The sequence below is a fragment of the Pseudoduganella sp. GW821-FHT11H04 genome, assembly GCF_058807935.1.
Genome location: NZ_JBXARE010000003.1, coordinates 260,823 through 276,143, shown reverse-complemented (window position 1 = coordinate 276,143; position 15,321 = coordinate 260,823). Strand labels below are relative to the sequence as shown.

The window sequence follows — 15,321 nt, the reverse complement described above, 5'->3', positions numbered from 1 at the left end:
GTGTTGGTTGCGATTCGAAAGTTCGAATTCTACGAACCACCACTCATGCGAACAATTGATGTTTATTGCCCCAACTAATCGATATTGCTCATGATTGGCGCGTCTGTCTGAGCAAAATGCAGCAGGCTGTCGAACATTTCGCGGATCAGGGGGATGCGCGTGTCGCCCTCGACGCGGGCAATCCATACGGTTCCCAGTTGCAGGCATGGATAATCCGGCAGCAGTTTCAGCTGGCCGGTGCGAAGGGCGTCGTCGGCCAGCAGGCTTGAAACCAGGGCTATGCCGCGGCCGCGGATGGCCGCATCCAGCGCCAGGCGCGGATCATCGTAAATCGCTATCTTGCGCCGGTCGCCGAAATGGCGACGGATGAAGGGGCCGATCCAGTCGCTGGTCAGGTCGCCTTCGATACAGACCAGGCCAAGGTCGGGGTTGGCGGCCTTGCCGGGGGCGCAGACCGGTATCAGTACGTCCGTGTGCAGGGGCACCTCGTGCAAGCCTTGCTGCTTGAGCGGCTCGGTGGTGATGCAGATATCCACATCCAGCTCGTCGATATAGCGCGCCGTCACATCGATGGAAATGATTGGACACAGGGCGGGATGGGCTTCGCGCAGGCGCTCCACGCGCGACTGCAGCCAGCCGCTGGCGATATGGGCCGGGCAGACGATGGTGGCCAGGCTGTCGTCCATATAAGTCTCGATCCGGTTCAGGCCATTGCGGATCTGTTCCAGCGATTTGCCGACGCTGTCCAGCAGCAGGCGGCCCGCGACCGTCAATTCCACGCCCCGGCCTTTGCGGCGGAACAGTGGCTGGCCGAGCTGCTGCTCCAGCTGGGCGATCTGGTGGCTGACGGCGGATTGTGAAATGCACAACTCATCCGCTGCACGCGAGTAATTGCCCAGGCGCGCGGCCGCCTCAAAGCCGATCAGGAACTTGAATGAGGGCAATCTGGAGTTCGACATATGAGCCTGCTTGGTAGATATTGCCGAAATTTTCCTCTGTCCATCAATTGCGCTCAAGCTAAATAACTATCGCACACGATGCAATCGAATCCGCTTGACATCGCAAATTGCGCGGCTATACTCCTGTTCATCGAATGCGATTGCATCGTAAGCGATTCAAACTAAACCACCCAATGGAGCTAACCATGAGCAAAATCACCAAAGTCCTCGCCACCGGCAAAACCCGCACTACGCCTGTTGATAACGCGATCTTTTCCGGCAATCCTGAAGGCTTCCTCAACCTTCACCTGACCACGCCAGGCAACCCTTCCGGCCGTGTCATCGATGTTGAAGGTACCCAGCCGCACCCGCTCGCCGAACAACTGTTCGCCGGCGCCTGGTCGGCCTGCTATTCGGGCGCTGTCGGCCTCGCCGCCAAGGAAAAGAAAGTCGCCCTGCCGGCTGATACCCACGTCGAAATCGAAGTGGACCTGGGCGCGGGCACTGGTGGCTACTTCCTGCAAGCTCGCTTGACCGTATTCGCGCCTGGCGCCGACCACGCTGCCGTGACCGAGGTCGCGCATTTCGCCGACACAATCTGCCCATACTCGAAAGCAGTACGCGGCAATATCGACGTGGTAATCAATGTCGTCACTGCTTAAGCGCTACAAGATGTAACCATCGTTGCACCGGACGTTCCTTTGGGGGAAGTTAGCAAGACAATAATTACCAAAGGACGTCCACCATGAAAAAGATCAAAGGATTCGCCCCTGTCGTGGCGGCAGGCATGTTGACGCTTGCTGCCTGCAGCACGCCGAACGTGGAGCAGGCCCAACCGCAGGTGCTGGCTGCACCGCCGCCTGCCCCTGCACCGGTCAATCTCACCGCGGCGCGCTCGCGCGAGCCGCTTGCGAAATACGCGCCCGCGCCACAAACGTATGCGGGCATGGCGCCGCAAATGTCGTACTTGCCGGAAGCTGTAGACAAATTCCCCGAAAAGGACGCCAACAAATCGATGCTGGTCAGCGAGCAGCCGGTTTCCACCTTCAGCGTCGATGTCGACACAGCTTCTTACGCCTTCGTACGCCGCATGCTGTCCGATGGCCGCATGCCGCCGCTGCAAGCTGTGCGGGTCGAAGAGATGGTCAACTACTTCCCCTACCAGTACAAAGTGCCGGCCAAGGCCAGCGAGCCGTTTGCCGTCACCACTGAGGTCATGCCGAGCCCCTGGCAGAAGGGCAACCAGCTGGTTCACATTGCGTTGAAAGGCTACGACATCCAGGCCGCCGCTCGCCCGCGCGCCAACGTCGTGCTGCTGGTGGACATCTCCGGCTCGATGGGGCCGCGCGACCGCCTGCCGCTGCTACAGCAAGGCTTCCGCCTGTTCGCCCAGCAGCTGCGCGATGACGATACGGTTTCCATCGTCACTTACGCCAACGGCACCGCCGTTGCGCTTGAGCCGACCAGCGGCAAGAATAAGCAAAAGATCATCGACGTGATCGACAACCTGCATGCCGCCGGCGGTACGGCGGGCGGAGATGGCCTGCAGCGCGCATACGCACAGGCCGAACGCAACTTCGATCCGAAAGCCGTGAATCGCGTGATCCTGGCGACCGATGGCGACTTCAATATCGGCATCACCGATCCGAAGCAGCTTGAAAAATTCATTGTCGATAAGCGTAAGTCTGGCATCTACCTGTCCGTGTTCGGTGTTGGCCTGGGCAACCTGAACGACGTCCTGATCCAGCGCCTGACCCAATCCGGTAACGGCAATGCTGCCTACATCGACAATCTGCTTGAAGCGCGCAAAGCCCTGGCGCAGGAGCTGGGTTCGACCATGTTCCCGATCGCGAACGACGTGAAGGTGCAGGTTGAATTCAACCCTGCGCAAGTGGCCGCCTATCGCCTGGTCGGCTACGAAACCCGTATGCTGAACCGCCAGGACTTCAAGGACGACAAGGTTGATGCCGGCGACATGGGCGCGGGCCACAATGTGACGGCCATCTACGAAATCACTCCTGCAGCCAATGCCTCCGCCCTGGTTGACCCCCTGCGTTACGCGAAACCAGGCAAGGACAAAGCTACGGCCGGCAAAGGCGATGAGCTTTGCTACGTGAAGGTGCGCTACAAGCTGCCTGGCCAGTCAGTCAGCAAGCAGCTTGATCACGCGGTATTGGCCGGCAACGCACGCAGCTCACTCGATGCGGCGCCGGACGACCAGCGCTTTGCAGTCGCCGTTGCAGCCTTTGGCCAGCGCCTGCGCGGCGAACAGCAACTGGCGGATTTCAGCTACGGCGACATTGCGAAGCTGGCGGAAGGCGCGCGTGGCGCCGACCCCGATGGATACCGCGCCGAATTCGTGAAAATGGTTCGAATGGCGGAAACCCTCGGCGCAGTCGGCGCCACGGCGCAGCGCTAATGCGGATTAGTTGAGCGTGACGTTCCAGTTACGCTCAACGCATTTCACGTAATTTCCAGCGATGAGGGCGTTGTAAGGCGTCTGGTAGTTCACCAGTTGGCACTGGTAGTCGCCCCCGCTGTTCCAGTTCTTTTCCCAGTAGATGTTATAGGAAGCAGAACTGGCGGGGCCGAAGCGCTGCATATTGGCGCAGGACAGCTGCTCGCCCGTCACATCCCAGCCAAGATCGGCCGCGAACTGCCGGTAATAATCGATGCGGTTCTGCGCCGCCGGCTTTTCACTGCCGGTGCCGCATTCCGCATTGATGATCATGATCGTGGTGGCGAAATTGTTGCCAGCGCCGGCTGCGATATCGCTGGCATTCGGCTTCCAGCTGCCGTCGATCACGTGCAGCATCGATGGCTTGGGCGGCTGCGGGTAGACGAAGAAGAACGTGGCAGAGGCAAGGTTCAGCCACGTCGACGCAACCTGGTCGGGATTCTTCAGCAGCACCGACTGGTCACCGTTGAACATCACCTGCGAGAACGGTCCGTAGTTATAGTTGTAGGACAGCTGCTTGGCGCCTCGCCCAAAGTATTTCTTGTAGCTGCCATCGACGTTTTTTCCGCAAGTCCAGACGGTATTGAACACGGGGTCCGCACATTCCGTGTTGTAGCCGCAGCCCGCGCCATCCTCGCTGCATCCCAACTCGCGCAAGTACTTCAGGCCCTGGCGCCATTGCGGTTGCGGCAGGCTTGCATTGTGTTCGCCCGTCTCCTGCGCGAAGTGGGCAAACATGGTGGCGAGCGACTGACGGCAGATGGCGTCCGCATTCCTGCCGTCGCTGTAGTCGCCGCATACAGCTGGGAACTTCGCTACCGATTGCAGGAAGCGCCGGTATTCATAGCTCGCTTCCCTCACGGGGAAGTAGTAGTCCCATTTGGCAGATGACAGCAGGCGCTCCACACGTTTGACGTTGGCGGGATTGCTTGCAGCACCGGGCGCCACAGCTTCCACTGCGGTGTTGTCGAGCGTCCGTATCGACGCCTTTACGCTGCGGAAGAAATCATTGTCCGTTAGCGCCTTCTCGCGCGCTTCCGCCTGGGCTTTCGTCGGCACGCCGCCTGGCTGCGTTGGCGGATCGGTGGGCGTTGTCGGTGGATCGCTCGCATCGGCAATGTACTTCCATGGTCCCCAGGTATCGGCCTGGCTCGGTGCGTTCCCCTGCGTCCACCACTTGGCTTCATATTGCTTGCCCTGGTAAATGGCGCACATTCCCGCTGTGTAGACCTGGCTCGTGCTCCACGCCGGGCAACTGGAAACCGTTCCAGTTGCCAGCGTGCGGACTTGCGCTGCGCCGTCTGCGCTGCCGCTGCCGCCACCACAGGCGGACAGCAGCAGGGACAGCGCGAGTATCGGATAACTGATAGCTCGCATGTCATTCTCCGCTTATGGAAGCGCAACCGGCAGGTTGGGATATTCCTCGCTGAGGGCATAGCGCACGCCGCTCACGGTGATCGTGAAGGCGGACGGGCCGCTGATCGGCAAGGTGTAGTTCAACGTGAGCGAGACCGAAGCGCCCGGAGCCAGCGATTGCCATGCCGGTATCGTGAATTTCGCGTGGTTGAAGTTGGCCGTGAAGCCGCCGATATTATTCGGCCCGCTGTAGCCTGCCTTCGTGACAACCAGGCCATACCCTGACTGGTCGCTCATATTGGCGGGCGCGGAAACTGGGTAGTCGAATTCCACCACCGAGCCGCCGGGAATCGTGGTGGCGCTATTGTTCGTCACTGTCATCACAGGGTTGATCGGGTAGTTGCTGTCGCCCAGTTTCCAGCCGCCCAGCGAGATACTGACCTTCGCACTGCTGGCAGGAATCACGGACTCCGCACGCTGGACGCCATATGGGGCGGCGCCACGGAAGGCGCTGGCAATGTTGTTCGTCAGCGTGTAGCCCATGAAGTACTCGTTCCGCGCCGAGTTCCATGCGTAGTCGCCGGCCAGCTCCCAGATCATGATGCCGCCGATGCCGTTGTTCACCACGTAGTTGGTCTTGGCGGTGATCGATTGTGCCGTTTCGGTCGAGAGGAAGACCTTGCGCGTCGCGTTCCACAGCCACGGCGCGGCTAGCGTTGCGCTGTATTGCGGACTGTATGTGCCGGTGATGGTCTTTTCGGTGACGCCGTATGCGTCGAGGTAGGAAGGCACAATGGCGTTTTGCAGGTTAAGCGCATGCCACAAAGGATTGCCGCCGCCTGGGACCGGGTTGCCGTTGGTGTCCAGGTCGTACCAGACGTTGTCGATGCCGGTGGCGCCTTTGCCGCAGGTTTTGACGCCGGCGCAGGCGACGGTGTCCGTGACGACTGGACTGGTTCCCCATAAGCCGTTCGTTCCGCCAGTGACTTCTTTCCAGCCGCGCGTGTAGTACGGAACGCCGATATTAATGCGTCCCGCTTGCAGTGCACCGCGGTAGTAGCGATAGGCCCAGTCGACGTTCAGGTAGCCGATGCCGCCATACTGGTAAGCGTTGCCGGCTTTGAGTTCGGCGTCGTTGCCGTCGTCGAACAGTGCGGCGTTGGGGCCGACGTACTGGTTCCATCCGCCGTGCAGGTCATAGGACATCAGGCTGGCGTAATCGAGGTACTTCAGGCCGGACAAGTTTTCCTCGCCGCGCAAGATCCAGGCGGAGGCGGAACCGGCAATGGTCAGCATGTAGTACTTGTTGTCGGCCACCGCTGCGTTGTCGAGCTTTTCGCGCACGGTTTTCAACAGTTGATTGTAGCTCTTCATCAGGCCGGCCAGGCGGGGCTTGGAGACTTGGAAGTCGAGCGGGTTGCCTGCTTCGTTATTGGTGGTCGGGTGCTCGTAATCGATGTCGATCCCGTCGAAGAAGGTGTACTGGCGCAGGAACGAGACCATCGAGTCGGCCAGGGTGTTGATGCCGTTCGTGTTGGTGCTGCCGTCGGCATTGGTGGTGGCGGTGTAGAAGCCGGTGCTGCCTGCCCAGCCGCCTACCGACAGGATGATCTTCACGCCGGGGTACTTCTTCTTGTATTGCGCCAGCAGGTTGAAGTGTCCTTTATACGGCAGTGATGGGTCCATCGCTGCGGCGGGGACGTTCGGCCAGGTGATGCCGGTATCCGGGTTATTCGCGCCACTGCCGATTTGTACTTTGGCGTCGGTGCCTACGCTGGCGAAGGCGTAGTTCACATGGGTGATGTTTTGCCATGGGATGTCGTTGACCAGGTAGGACGGCTGGCCATTAGCGCCGGTGCGCCAGCTGGTGAAGTAACCGACGATGCGGCGATTCAGGCCGTTCGCCAGTTTTTCGCGGCCGTTGGCGTCGTACACGCCGCAGTATGGGACGTTTGGCACAGGCGAGGCCAGGCCGTCGGGGCGGCATGCCACAGGCGTCGGTGTCGGTGTTGGGGTTGGCGTCGGAGTCGGAGTTGGAGTCGGAGTCGGGGTAGGCGTCGGCGTGGCCGTCTGCAGTTCCCATGGACCGCTCGGATCGGTGCCTGGCACATTGTTCTGCGTCCACCACTTCGCCTTGTACACGGAGCCGTTATAGGTGGCGCACATGCCGGCGGTGTAGACCGCGCTGGCGCTCCATGCGGGGCAGTCGCCGGCAGGTGTAGGCGTTGGCGTGGGTGTCGGGGTTGGAGTCGGAGTAGGCGTGGGCGTTGCCGCCTGCTGCTCCCACGGCCCATATTGCTCGGTGCCAGGGATATTGTTCTGGGTCCACCACTTCGCCTTGTACGTAACGCCGTTATAGGTGACACAGGCGCCAGCGGTATAGGCTGTGCTGGCGCTCCATGCGGCGCAGGACACCACCGCCTCCGCAAGCGTGCGTGTGGATTGCTGGGTAGTCGAACTGTTGCCGCCGCCGCAGCCGGCGATGGCGCTGCCGACTAGCGCCAGCATCAAAACATTGGGTCGAAAAATCATGCTGTCTCCGTTTATTAGAAATCGTGGTTATTCGGATAGCTGCTGTAAAAATCGTTATCCCAGCGGAAGTGCGTCGTCGAGATGGTGAGAGAGATGTCGAGCGCCTCGACGAAATGCCACCAGCCGACCGGCAGGAACAGGATTTCGCCCGGCGCGAGCTCGCAATCGATGACCGGCACGCCGGCCATCGAAGGAAAGCGCTGCAGGTCGATATCGCGGCCATCGACGGGAGTAAAGCAATGGCGCTGGTTCTGCAGTTTCGGTGTTTCGCACGGCGCGATCAGCCGCACACGTTTGCGGCCCATCACCTGGATCATGAAGTTGTTGGTGAGGTCATGATGGAAGGGCGTGACTGTACCCGCCGGTCCAAGCCAGAAAAATCCTTTGCGCTCGCCATTCAGATATTCCGGCAAAAGGGGCATTTCCCGCCAGAGTTCATCCAGCGCTTGCCGGTTTCGCCCGTCGTTATTGGCCGTCATGTAAAAGTCGTTGGTGCGGCCGCTGTTCTCCACCAATGCCACGTATTCACCGAAAGGCATGAGGCGCTTGTGCGCGATGCTGTTCATCTCATAATCGGCGTCGGCATTGCGGCCGAATTGCACTTCGACTTCGCGCTCGCCGAACTGTGCTTCCAGCCAGTCCAGCGACCACTTGCCGCGCGCAGCCCAGTCATCGAGCGTGCCGGTGATGATCACAGGGCGGTTGCACAGGTAATGCTCATGCAGGAAGGCGTCTGCCGTCAGGTGCTCGCGGCGCGGCACTTCTTGCGGCGCCATGCGGTTCAGGCGTGCCTGGATGCCCAAGAGCCAATCACGCTTTGCCAGCCGGTTATGCAGGCGTTGCACGCCATGCAGGTAAGGGCTGTTGATGGCCGCGGTGATTTCGGCCTGCGCCAGTTGGGGAGGAATGCCGGATTGGCCAAGAATGCCGGCCAGGGTTGCAGGTGAGTGGCCCAGCATCAGGTTTTCGGCAATCCAGCGCCGCCACTCATCGCTGATGCCAAGGGAATGCACCGTCGCACGACGTTTCATGGTCGCCTCCAAATGGGAAAAAGCCGGCGGCGCTGGGGGACGCCGCCGGTAAGGAGCAAAGGACTAGCGCCCTTTCCAGACTTCGCTTGTCAGCGCGCCACTGGCATCGCCGTCCAGCTCCCACGAGAACGCACCGCGCAGGCCCTGATCGCGAACATACTGCATCTTGTTGCCGATCACAGTCGGATCGTCATAGCTCCACCACTCGCCGGTGCTGGTGTAGAGGTAGAGTTGCTTGGTCACCGGGTGGTACCAACGCTGGCCAGTCTTGTTGCGCAAGACCTTGTAGTCGTCGATGCCGGTTTCGTACGTGCCTGCTGCGCCACCGCTGGCCGTCTGGTACAGGCCATTGCCATTCGGTCCGGCAGCCACGCCCTTCCAACCGCGCCCATAGAACGGAACCCCGAGCAGGATCTTGTTCTTCGGCATACCGGCCGCCACCAAAGCTGCAATACCGTCGTTGGCGTTGTACTTGGCCAGGTTGCCGGTCGCCGGATCGGCCGCATCGTGATACAGCGGCGAATGGAAGTTGGTGGTCGATTCCCACGCGCCGTGGAAGTCGTAGGTCATCACGTTCACCCAGTCCATATACGGCGCGTATTGGCCTGGCTCGGTGTTGGCGATCTTGTCGACACCGGCGCCGATTGCTGCCGTCAGCGCGTAATGCTTGCTGTCGGTTGTGCCTTGCGCGTCTAGCTGGGCGCGGAATTCGGCCATCAGCAGCGTGAAGTTGTGCTTGTCGTTGGCCGCATCGAAGGTGTTGTATGGCTGGCCGCCGCCGCCCGGGTATTCCCAGTCGATGTCGATGCCGTCAAACACGCCCTTGGCTGCGCCTGGGCCGCCGCGTCCATCCTGTACTGGCAAGTCGCCGGCGATGAACATCTTCACGCAGGACTTGGCCAGCTGCTTGCGCAGGGCGTCGGTTTTCGCTGCGGCGGAGAAGAACTTGGACCAGCTCCAGCCGCCAAGCGAGATGAACACCTTCAGGTTCGGATGCTGTTGCTTCAGCAGCTTCAGTTGCAGGAAGTTGCCGGACAGCGGTGCGTCCCATGGCACGGATTGGCCGTTGACCGTGCGTTTCGGCTGGCGCTGGTAATCGGCGTAGGAGTCGCCGCCGGTGCCGGCATCCGGCGATGACGGATTATCGTTGCCGACTTCCGCTTTCGTGACCATGTCGCATTCGTAGCCGCCGTTCTTCTGATACACGTTGCCGAAGGCGTAGTTGATGAAGGTGAGCTGGTCGGCAACGCTGGTTTGCACTCCGTTCACCGGCGTTTTCGCGGTGTGGATATCGGCTACTTCGTAATCGCGGCCGTACACGCCCCACTGCGCGAAGTAAGAGCCGATCTCGCGGCCATTCGGCGTTGGCGTTGGCGTCGGAGTAGGTGTCGGTGTTGGAGTAGGCGTTGGCGTTGGCGTCGGCGTTGGAGTAGGCGTCGGGGTTGGTGTCGGAGTAGGCGTCGGCGTCGGAGTCGTCGCCTGCAGCTCCCATGGGCCGTTCGGATCGGTGCCCGGGACATTGTTCTGCGTCCACCACTTAGCCTTGTACACTGAGCCGCTGTAAGTGATGCACATGCCGCCGGTGTAGACAGCGCTGGCGCTCCACGCTGGGCAGTCGCCGCTAGGAGTCGGCGTTGGCGTAGGCGTCGGTGTCGGTGTCGGAGTCGGAGTCGGCGTGCCCGCCTGCTGCTCCCAAGGGCCATATTGCTCGGTGCCCGGCACATTGTTCTGCGTCCACCATTTGGCCTTGTACACGACGCCGTTATAGGTGACGCACATGCCGGCCGTATAGGTCGCGCTCGCACTCCAGGCCGGACAAGACTCCGACACTGTGCTCGACGCCAGCGTCTTGGTCGGCTGTTGCGCGACATCGCCGTTGCCGCCACCGCAGGCCGCCAAAAGACTACCTGTCAATCCGGCGACCAAAAAACTTCTCGAAACCTTTCGTTCCATTTCTCCCTCCTCCATCGCGTTGTGGTTGTCGGGGTAGAATGGATTTACGAAAATTGGTAGTCAAGTGGTTTCCATAAATGCTGCCAATATAAGACCAGTTGCAAAAGAGGAACGCGCCGAAAAAGACGCTTCTGGAAACGATTTGAGAATGAGATAGGCGATGTCTCAAATGAGACATTCCGTTAAACGGTGAATACCAGCGCCAGACACGCTAACGAGTGGTATTACTGCTCAGCTTCCGGGGAATGAGCGCTGGATGCGTTCGATGGTCCGCTCGGCCTGCATCTGCCGCAGCACGCGGGTCAGCTCAGGGACAAGAGCTTCGTGCTTCTTGTTCACGTAGTGATAGACGGGGAAGGAAGCCAGCGGCGGTTCAAGCACCATGATGCCATCCAGCTTCTGGCTGCGCACCACCGCCATGCCGGAAGCGCGATGGCCCAGAACCAGGTCGGTGCGCCCCATCATCAGCTTTTCAAAAGCCTGATGCATGGTCGGCACCTGTTCAACCTTCATGCCCCTGGTGTTTTCCTGAGCGATCTTATTCCCGCGCACAAAGCCCATCGTATAAGGGCGCAGGCTTTCCCACCCGTTGACCACGAAGGAAGTCCCGCGCGTGAAGATCACTAGCTCGAAGGTCAACAGCGGAACGGGAACGATGATCAGGTTTGGATAATCGCGATCAAGGCCAAGCTTGCGATACAGCTCGCCATCCATCTTGCCCTCGTTCGCGTAGACCAGCGAACGTTCGCCGGGCAGTTGGTGTACGACCAGGGTGCGGCCCAGGCGCCGGTAAGCTTCGCGCAGGACCTGTTCCGAGATAACGGCAGCGGGATCGTCACCAACCAGGGTGGAGACATTCATGACCGGCAAAGCTTGCGCGCCTGCCCATGCTGGCAGCAATCCAGACAGCGCAATCCCCAAAACGGTCCTACGACGCATTTCAACTCCCGGCAATCCCCTACCGGGAGCATAACACCGGCTACGCCTCCCGAAGCTGCAAAGTCTCGGGCGTAAATTCCTGGAAGGCTGCAACCGCATTGGCCGCATACATCGCGACCGGACCGCCGCCCATGTAGATGGCGACTCCAAGGGCTTCGTGCACCTCTTCGGTTGTGGCGCCAAGCCGCGCCAGCGCCTTCGTGTGGAAGCCGATGCAGCCATCGCAGCGCGCGGCGACGCCCACGGCAAGCGCGATCAGTTCCTTGGTTTTGGGATCCAGCGCACCGCCAGACATGGCGGCTTTACCAATATCGCTGAAGCCTTTCATGACTTCCGGCTGGGTCTTGCGCAACTGGCCGAGGTTGGCGGAAATGCCCTGGGTGAGGTCTTTGTAATTGGTATCCATTCCCGGATCTTAGAGCCGGCGGCCCGACCGGGAAATGATCCAGGTCAGCTTTCTAGGATGCGCAGAGCCTCGCGCGCCATATTGATCGCCAGTTCTTCCTGCGCGATGCCGCCCTTCAGCAGCACAAATTGTAATTGCCGTGCGCGCGAAGCGGTTTCGTTGGCAAAGTCGCGCTGTTCGAAACTCTTGTACAGCGCCAGTTTCGCTTCATGCAGGACCAGGTGGCGGCGCATTTCCTCGGCCAGCCCCGCAGGACCAACCGCCGCTTCGGCACGGATGCGCACCATGAGGGCATCGCGCTGGGGACGGGGTTCCTCGCTTTCGGCGACCCAGCGCCGCAGCTCCGCGGTACCCGCCGGCAGGACCCGATAAGCACGTTTGCGGCCGCGGCCAGTTTCGGCGGGCAGGGACTCGATCCAGCCGGCTTGCTCCAGGCGCGCCAGCTCGCGGTAGATCTGCTGGTGGGTGGCGGCCCAGAAAAAACCGATGGATTTATCGAAGCGCCGGGCCAGCTCCGAGCCGGAACCGGCTCGCTCGGACAGTGAGGTCAACAGCGCGTGAGGCAAAGACATGGCGGGAAACAATGTGAAAGATGCCACCATCTTGCCTCAGCAGGCCGATGCGGACAAGCGACAACGTCTCTGCAACTGGTTGCATAGACGTGAAAACCGGGCTATATTTATGCAACTAGTTGCATAAAGAGGACACCCATGTACCGCTACCCACACCTGCTCGCCCCGCTCGACCTGGGCTTCACCACCCTGAAAAACCGCGTGATCATGGGTTCCATGCACGTCGGCCTGGAAGAGGAAGAAAACGGCTTTGAACGCATGGCCGCCTTCTACGCCGAGCGCGCGCGCGGCGAGGTGGGGCTGATCGTCACCGGCGGTATTTCACCGAACGAGGCTGGCCGTCCGTGGAAAGGCGGCGCAAAGCTGACCACCACCGAAGAAGTGGCGCAGCACCGCACCGTGACCGCCGCCGTGCACGCGGAAGGCGGCAAGATCGCCATGCAGATCCTGCACTTTGGCCGTTACGCCTACCATCCGAAACTGGTGGGCCCGAGCGCGATCAAGGCGCCGATCAACCAGTTCACCCCGCACGAGTTGTCCACCGAAGAAGTGGCGCAGACCATCGAGGACTACGCCCAGTGCGCCGTGCTGGCACGCGAAGCCGGCTACGACGGCGTGGAAATCATGGGCTCCGAGGGCTACCTGATTAACGAATTCATCGCGGCCCGCACCAACCAGCGTACCGACGAATGGGGCGGCAGCTACGAGAACCGCATGCGCTTCCCGGTCGAAATCGTGCGCCGTGTGCGCGAGCGCGTGGGCCAGGACTTCATCATCATCTACCGCCTCTCTATGCTGGACCTGGTGGAAGGCGGTTCGACCCTGGAAGAAGTGGTGCAGTTGGCGCAAGCTATTGAAAAGGCTGGCGCCACCATTCTCAATACCGGCATCGGCTGGCACGAGGCGCGCATCCCGACCATCGCGACCAAGGTGCCGCGTGCCGGTTTCGCCTGGGTGACCAGGAACCTGATGGGCAAGGTCGGCATTCCGCTGGTGGCGACCAACCGCATCAACACGCCGGAAGTGGCGGAAGGCATCCTGGCCGAAGGCTCTGCGAATATGGTGTCGATGGCGCGTCCATTCCTGGCCGACCCGCTCTTCATGCAGAAAGCGCGCGAAGACCGCGCCGACGAAATCAATACCTGCATCGGCTGCAACCAGGCCTGCCTGGATCACACCTTCTCCGGCAAGATCACTTCCTGCCTCGTGAACCCGCGCGCCTGCCACGAGACCGAACTGGTAATCGCACCGGTGCAGCAAACCAAGCGCATCGCCGTGGTGGGCGCCGGTCCTGCGGGCCTGAGCTTCGCCACCACTGCGGCCTCGCGCGGCCATGAAGTCACCCTGTTCGACGCCGGCAGCGAAATCGGCGGCCAGTTCAATGTGGCGAAAAAAGTGCCGGGCAAGGAAGAATTCAATGAAACCCTGCGCTACTTCGGCCGCCAGATCGAGCTGACCGGCGTGAAGCTGCACTTGAACACCCGCGTCGATGTGGCCGGCCTGGCAGCAGGCGGCTTCGACGACATCGTGCTGGCAACCGGCGTCACGCCGCGCGCACCGGCCATCGATGGCATCGACCATCCGAAAGCGCTGGGCTACCTGCAAGTGCTGCGCGATGGCGCGGCGGTCGGCAAGAAGGTGGCGGTGATCGGCGCAGGCGGTATCGGCTTCGACGTGTCGGAGTACCTGACCCACGAAGGCAAGAGCGCCAGCCTGGAGCCGGAAAAGTTTTATGCCGAATGGGGCATCGACAATGGCTTTGCCGACCGTGGCGGCCTGCGCGCGCCGGACGTGCATCCATCGCCGCGCAAGGTGCACCTGCTGCAGCGTAAAACCAGCAAGGTTGGCGATGGCCTGGGCAAGACCACCGGCTGGATCCACCGCACCGGCCTGAAAGCCAAGCGCGTGGACATGCAATCGGGCGTCAGCTATGACCGCATCGACGACGCCGGCCTGCACGTCACCGTGGAAGGCCAGCAGCACGTGCTGCCGGTGGATAATGTGATCGTTTGCGCCGGCCAGGAGCCGCTGCGCGAACTGCAGCAAGGTCTGCTCGACGCGGGCTGCAAGGTACACTTGATCGGCGGCGCCGACGTGGCCGCCGAACTGGATGCAAAACGCGCCATCAACCAAGGCACCCGACTGGCTGCCGCCATTTAAGGAGTTCGCCCATGCAGTTGCAAACCGCCGTAGCTGAATCGCTGGAACGCTGGCACAAGATGGTCGCCAGCGGCGACCTGTCTACCCTGCCCTCCATCGTTGATGCAGATGCGGTGTTCCGTTCGCCGATAGCCAATAAGCCTTATGCCAGTGCGCAGGCGGTGGTGCTGGTACTGAATACCGCTTACCAGGTGTTCGAAAACTTCGCCTACCACCGCGAGCTGGCGAGCGACGATGGCCTGAGCGTTGTGCTGGAATTCAGCGCCAACGTGGGCGACAAGCAGCTGAAGGGCATCGACTTTATCCGCTTCAACGACGCGGGCCAAATCGTCGACTTCGAAGTGATGGTGCGTCCGTTGAGCGGCCTGCATGCGCTGGGTGAAGCCATGGGCGCGCGTATTGGCGCCCAGGTTGGAGCATTCAAGACTCCTGCTTAGCCTCCAGCATTGCCAGCAGCTTGCGCAGTTGGGCATCCAGCTCGGCTGTGCCATCCGCCCCCAGCGGAGCGATGATGTCTTTTTCGTTTTTCACGTGCGCCAGCACGGCGCGTTCAATCAGTTCCAGCCCGGCGGGGCTGAGCTGGACCAGCAGGCTGCGCGCATCGGCCGGATTCGGTGCGCGCGTCACCCAACCCTGCGCTTCGAGCCTTTGCAGGCGATGGGTCATCGTGCCGGACGTGACCATCAGCTGCGAAAACAAGGCGGTTGGCGCCAGCTGGTAAGGGGCGCCTGAGCGACGCAAGGTCGCCAGCACGTCGAATTCCCAGTTACTGAGTCCAAATTCCTCAAAAGTCGCGTCGAGGCGGCGCCCCATCAGCGCGGCGCAGCGCTTCAGGCGTCCGATCACGCCCATCGGTCCCACATCCAGGGCGGGCATCTCGCGTGCCCATTGCTCCAGGATTAAATCCACTTTATCCACAGCCGTCTCCAGAAAGTGCTATCGGGGCGATTATAACAATTTATCTCGATTTCAAGAT

At 61.0% G+C, this 15,321-nt stretch carries 13 protein-coding genes; 4 read left to right on the top strand and 9 right to left on the bottom strand.

The genetic code is table 11. The features are described 5' to 3' along the window. Positions 1-74: 74 nt before the first annotated feature. Complete coding sequence (locus tag AC1RTP_RS08295) at positions 75-959, bottom strand: LysR family transcriptional regulator (protein WP_498606299.1); 885 nt, start codon at positions 957-959, stop codon at positions 75-77. Between the two features lie 185 nt (positions 960-1,144). Here AC1RTP_RS08295 and AC1RTP_RS08290 point away from each other — a divergent pair, with 185 nt between their 5' ends. Together AC1RTP_RS08290 and AC1RTP_RS08285 are read left to right on the top strand one after the other, a co-directional pair. Further along, positions 1,145-1,600 (top strand): Ohr family peroxiredoxin, encoded by a 456-nt coding sequence (locus AC1RTP_RS08290; RefSeq protein WP_498606296.1) that lies wholly within the window; start codon positions 1,145-1,147, stop codon positions 1,598-1,600. 83 nt (positions 1,601-1,683) lie between these two features. Beyond that, positions 1,684-3,357 carry a vWA domain-containing protein gene (locus AC1RTP_RS08285; protein WP_498606293.1) on the top strand — a complete coding sequence of 558 codons (1,674 nt, stop codon included), beginning with the start codon at positions 1,684-1,686 and terminating at the stop codon, positions 3,355-3,357. 6 nt (positions 3,358-3,363) lie between these two features. Here the strand turns inward: AC1RTP_RS08285 and AC1RTP_RS08280 are convergent, their stop codons facing one another. From AC1RTP_RS08280 to AC1RTP_RS08250, 7 genes are all read right to left on the bottom strand, one after another. After that, entirely contained in the window at positions 3,364-4,773 is a 1,410-nt protein-coding gene (locus tag AC1RTP_RS08280) for a glycoside hydrolase family 19 protein (RefSeq protein ID WP_498606291.1), read from the bottom strand. 12 nt (positions 4,774-4,785) lie between these two features. Then, positions 4,786-7,284 (bottom strand): chitinase C-terminal domain-containing protein, encoded by a 2,499-nt coding sequence (locus AC1RTP_RS08275; RefSeq protein ID WP_498606289.1) that lies wholly within the window; start codon positions 7,282-7,284, stop codon positions 4,786-4,788. Positions 7,285-7,298: 14 nt separating this feature from the next. Continuing rightward, positions 7,299-8,315, bottom strand: a complete 1,017-nt coding sequence (locus AC1RTP_RS08270) for a cupin-like domain-containing protein (protein ID WP_498606287.1) — start codon at positions 8,313-8,315, stop codon at positions 7,299-7,301. A 63-nt stretch (positions 8,316-8,378) separates the two neighbouring features. Further along, complete coding sequence (locus tag AC1RTP_RS08265; RefSeq protein WP_498606285.1) at positions 8,379-10,229, bottom strand: glycosyl hydrolase family 18 protein; 1,851 nt, start codon at positions 10,227-10,229, stop codon at positions 8,379-8,381. A gap of 270 nt (positions 10,230-10,499) precedes the next feature. Next, complete coding sequence (locus tag AC1RTP_RS08260) at positions 10,500-11,207, bottom strand: substrate-binding periplasmic protein (protein ID WP_498606284.1); 708 nt, start codon at positions 11,205-11,207, stop codon at positions 10,500-10,502. A gap of 40 nt (positions 11,208-11,247) precedes the next feature. Then, positions 11,248-11,613 (bottom strand): carboxymuconolactone decarboxylase family protein, encoded by a 366-nt coding sequence (locus AC1RTP_RS08255; protein WP_498606282.1) that lies wholly within the window; start codon positions 11,611-11,613, stop codon positions 11,248-11,250. A gap of 44 nt (positions 11,614-11,657) precedes the next feature. Beyond that, positions 11,658-12,185 carry a PadR family transcriptional regulator gene (locus tag AC1RTP_RS08250; protein ID WP_498606280.1) on the bottom strand — a complete coding sequence of 176 codons (528 nt, stop codon included), beginning with the start codon at positions 12,183-12,185 and terminating at the stop codon, positions 11,658-11,660. A 138-nt stretch (positions 12,186-12,323) separates the two neighbouring features. Between AC1RTP_RS08250 and AC1RTP_RS08245 the strand changes: the two genes are divergently transcribed. Further along, positions 12,324-14,345: an oxidoreductase gene (locus AC1RTP_RS08245; RefSeq protein WP_498606278.1), complete on the top strand. Its 2,022-nt coding sequence runs from the start codon at positions 12,324-12,326 to the stop codon at positions 14,343-14,345. Between the two features lie 11 nt (positions 14,346-14,356). Further along, positions 14,357-14,782 (top strand): nuclear transport factor 2 family protein, encoded by a 426-nt coding sequence (locus AC1RTP_RS08240; protein WP_498606276.1) that lies wholly within the window; start codon positions 14,357-14,359, stop codon positions 14,780-14,782. On the opposite strand, the gene AC1RTP_RS08235 is transcribed toward AC1RTP_RS08240, so the two are convergent. Further along, on the bottom strand, positions 14,766-15,221 hold the full coding sequence (locus tag AC1RTP_RS08235) for a MarR family winged helix-turn-helix transcriptional regulator (RefSeq protein ID WP_498607140.1): 456 nt from the start codon (positions 15,219-15,221) through the stop codon (positions 14,766-14,768). The two genes, AC1RTP_RS08240 and AC1RTP_RS08235, sit on opposite strands and share 17 nt — an antisense overlap. Between the last annotated feature and the right edge of the window lie 100 nt (positions 15,222-15,321).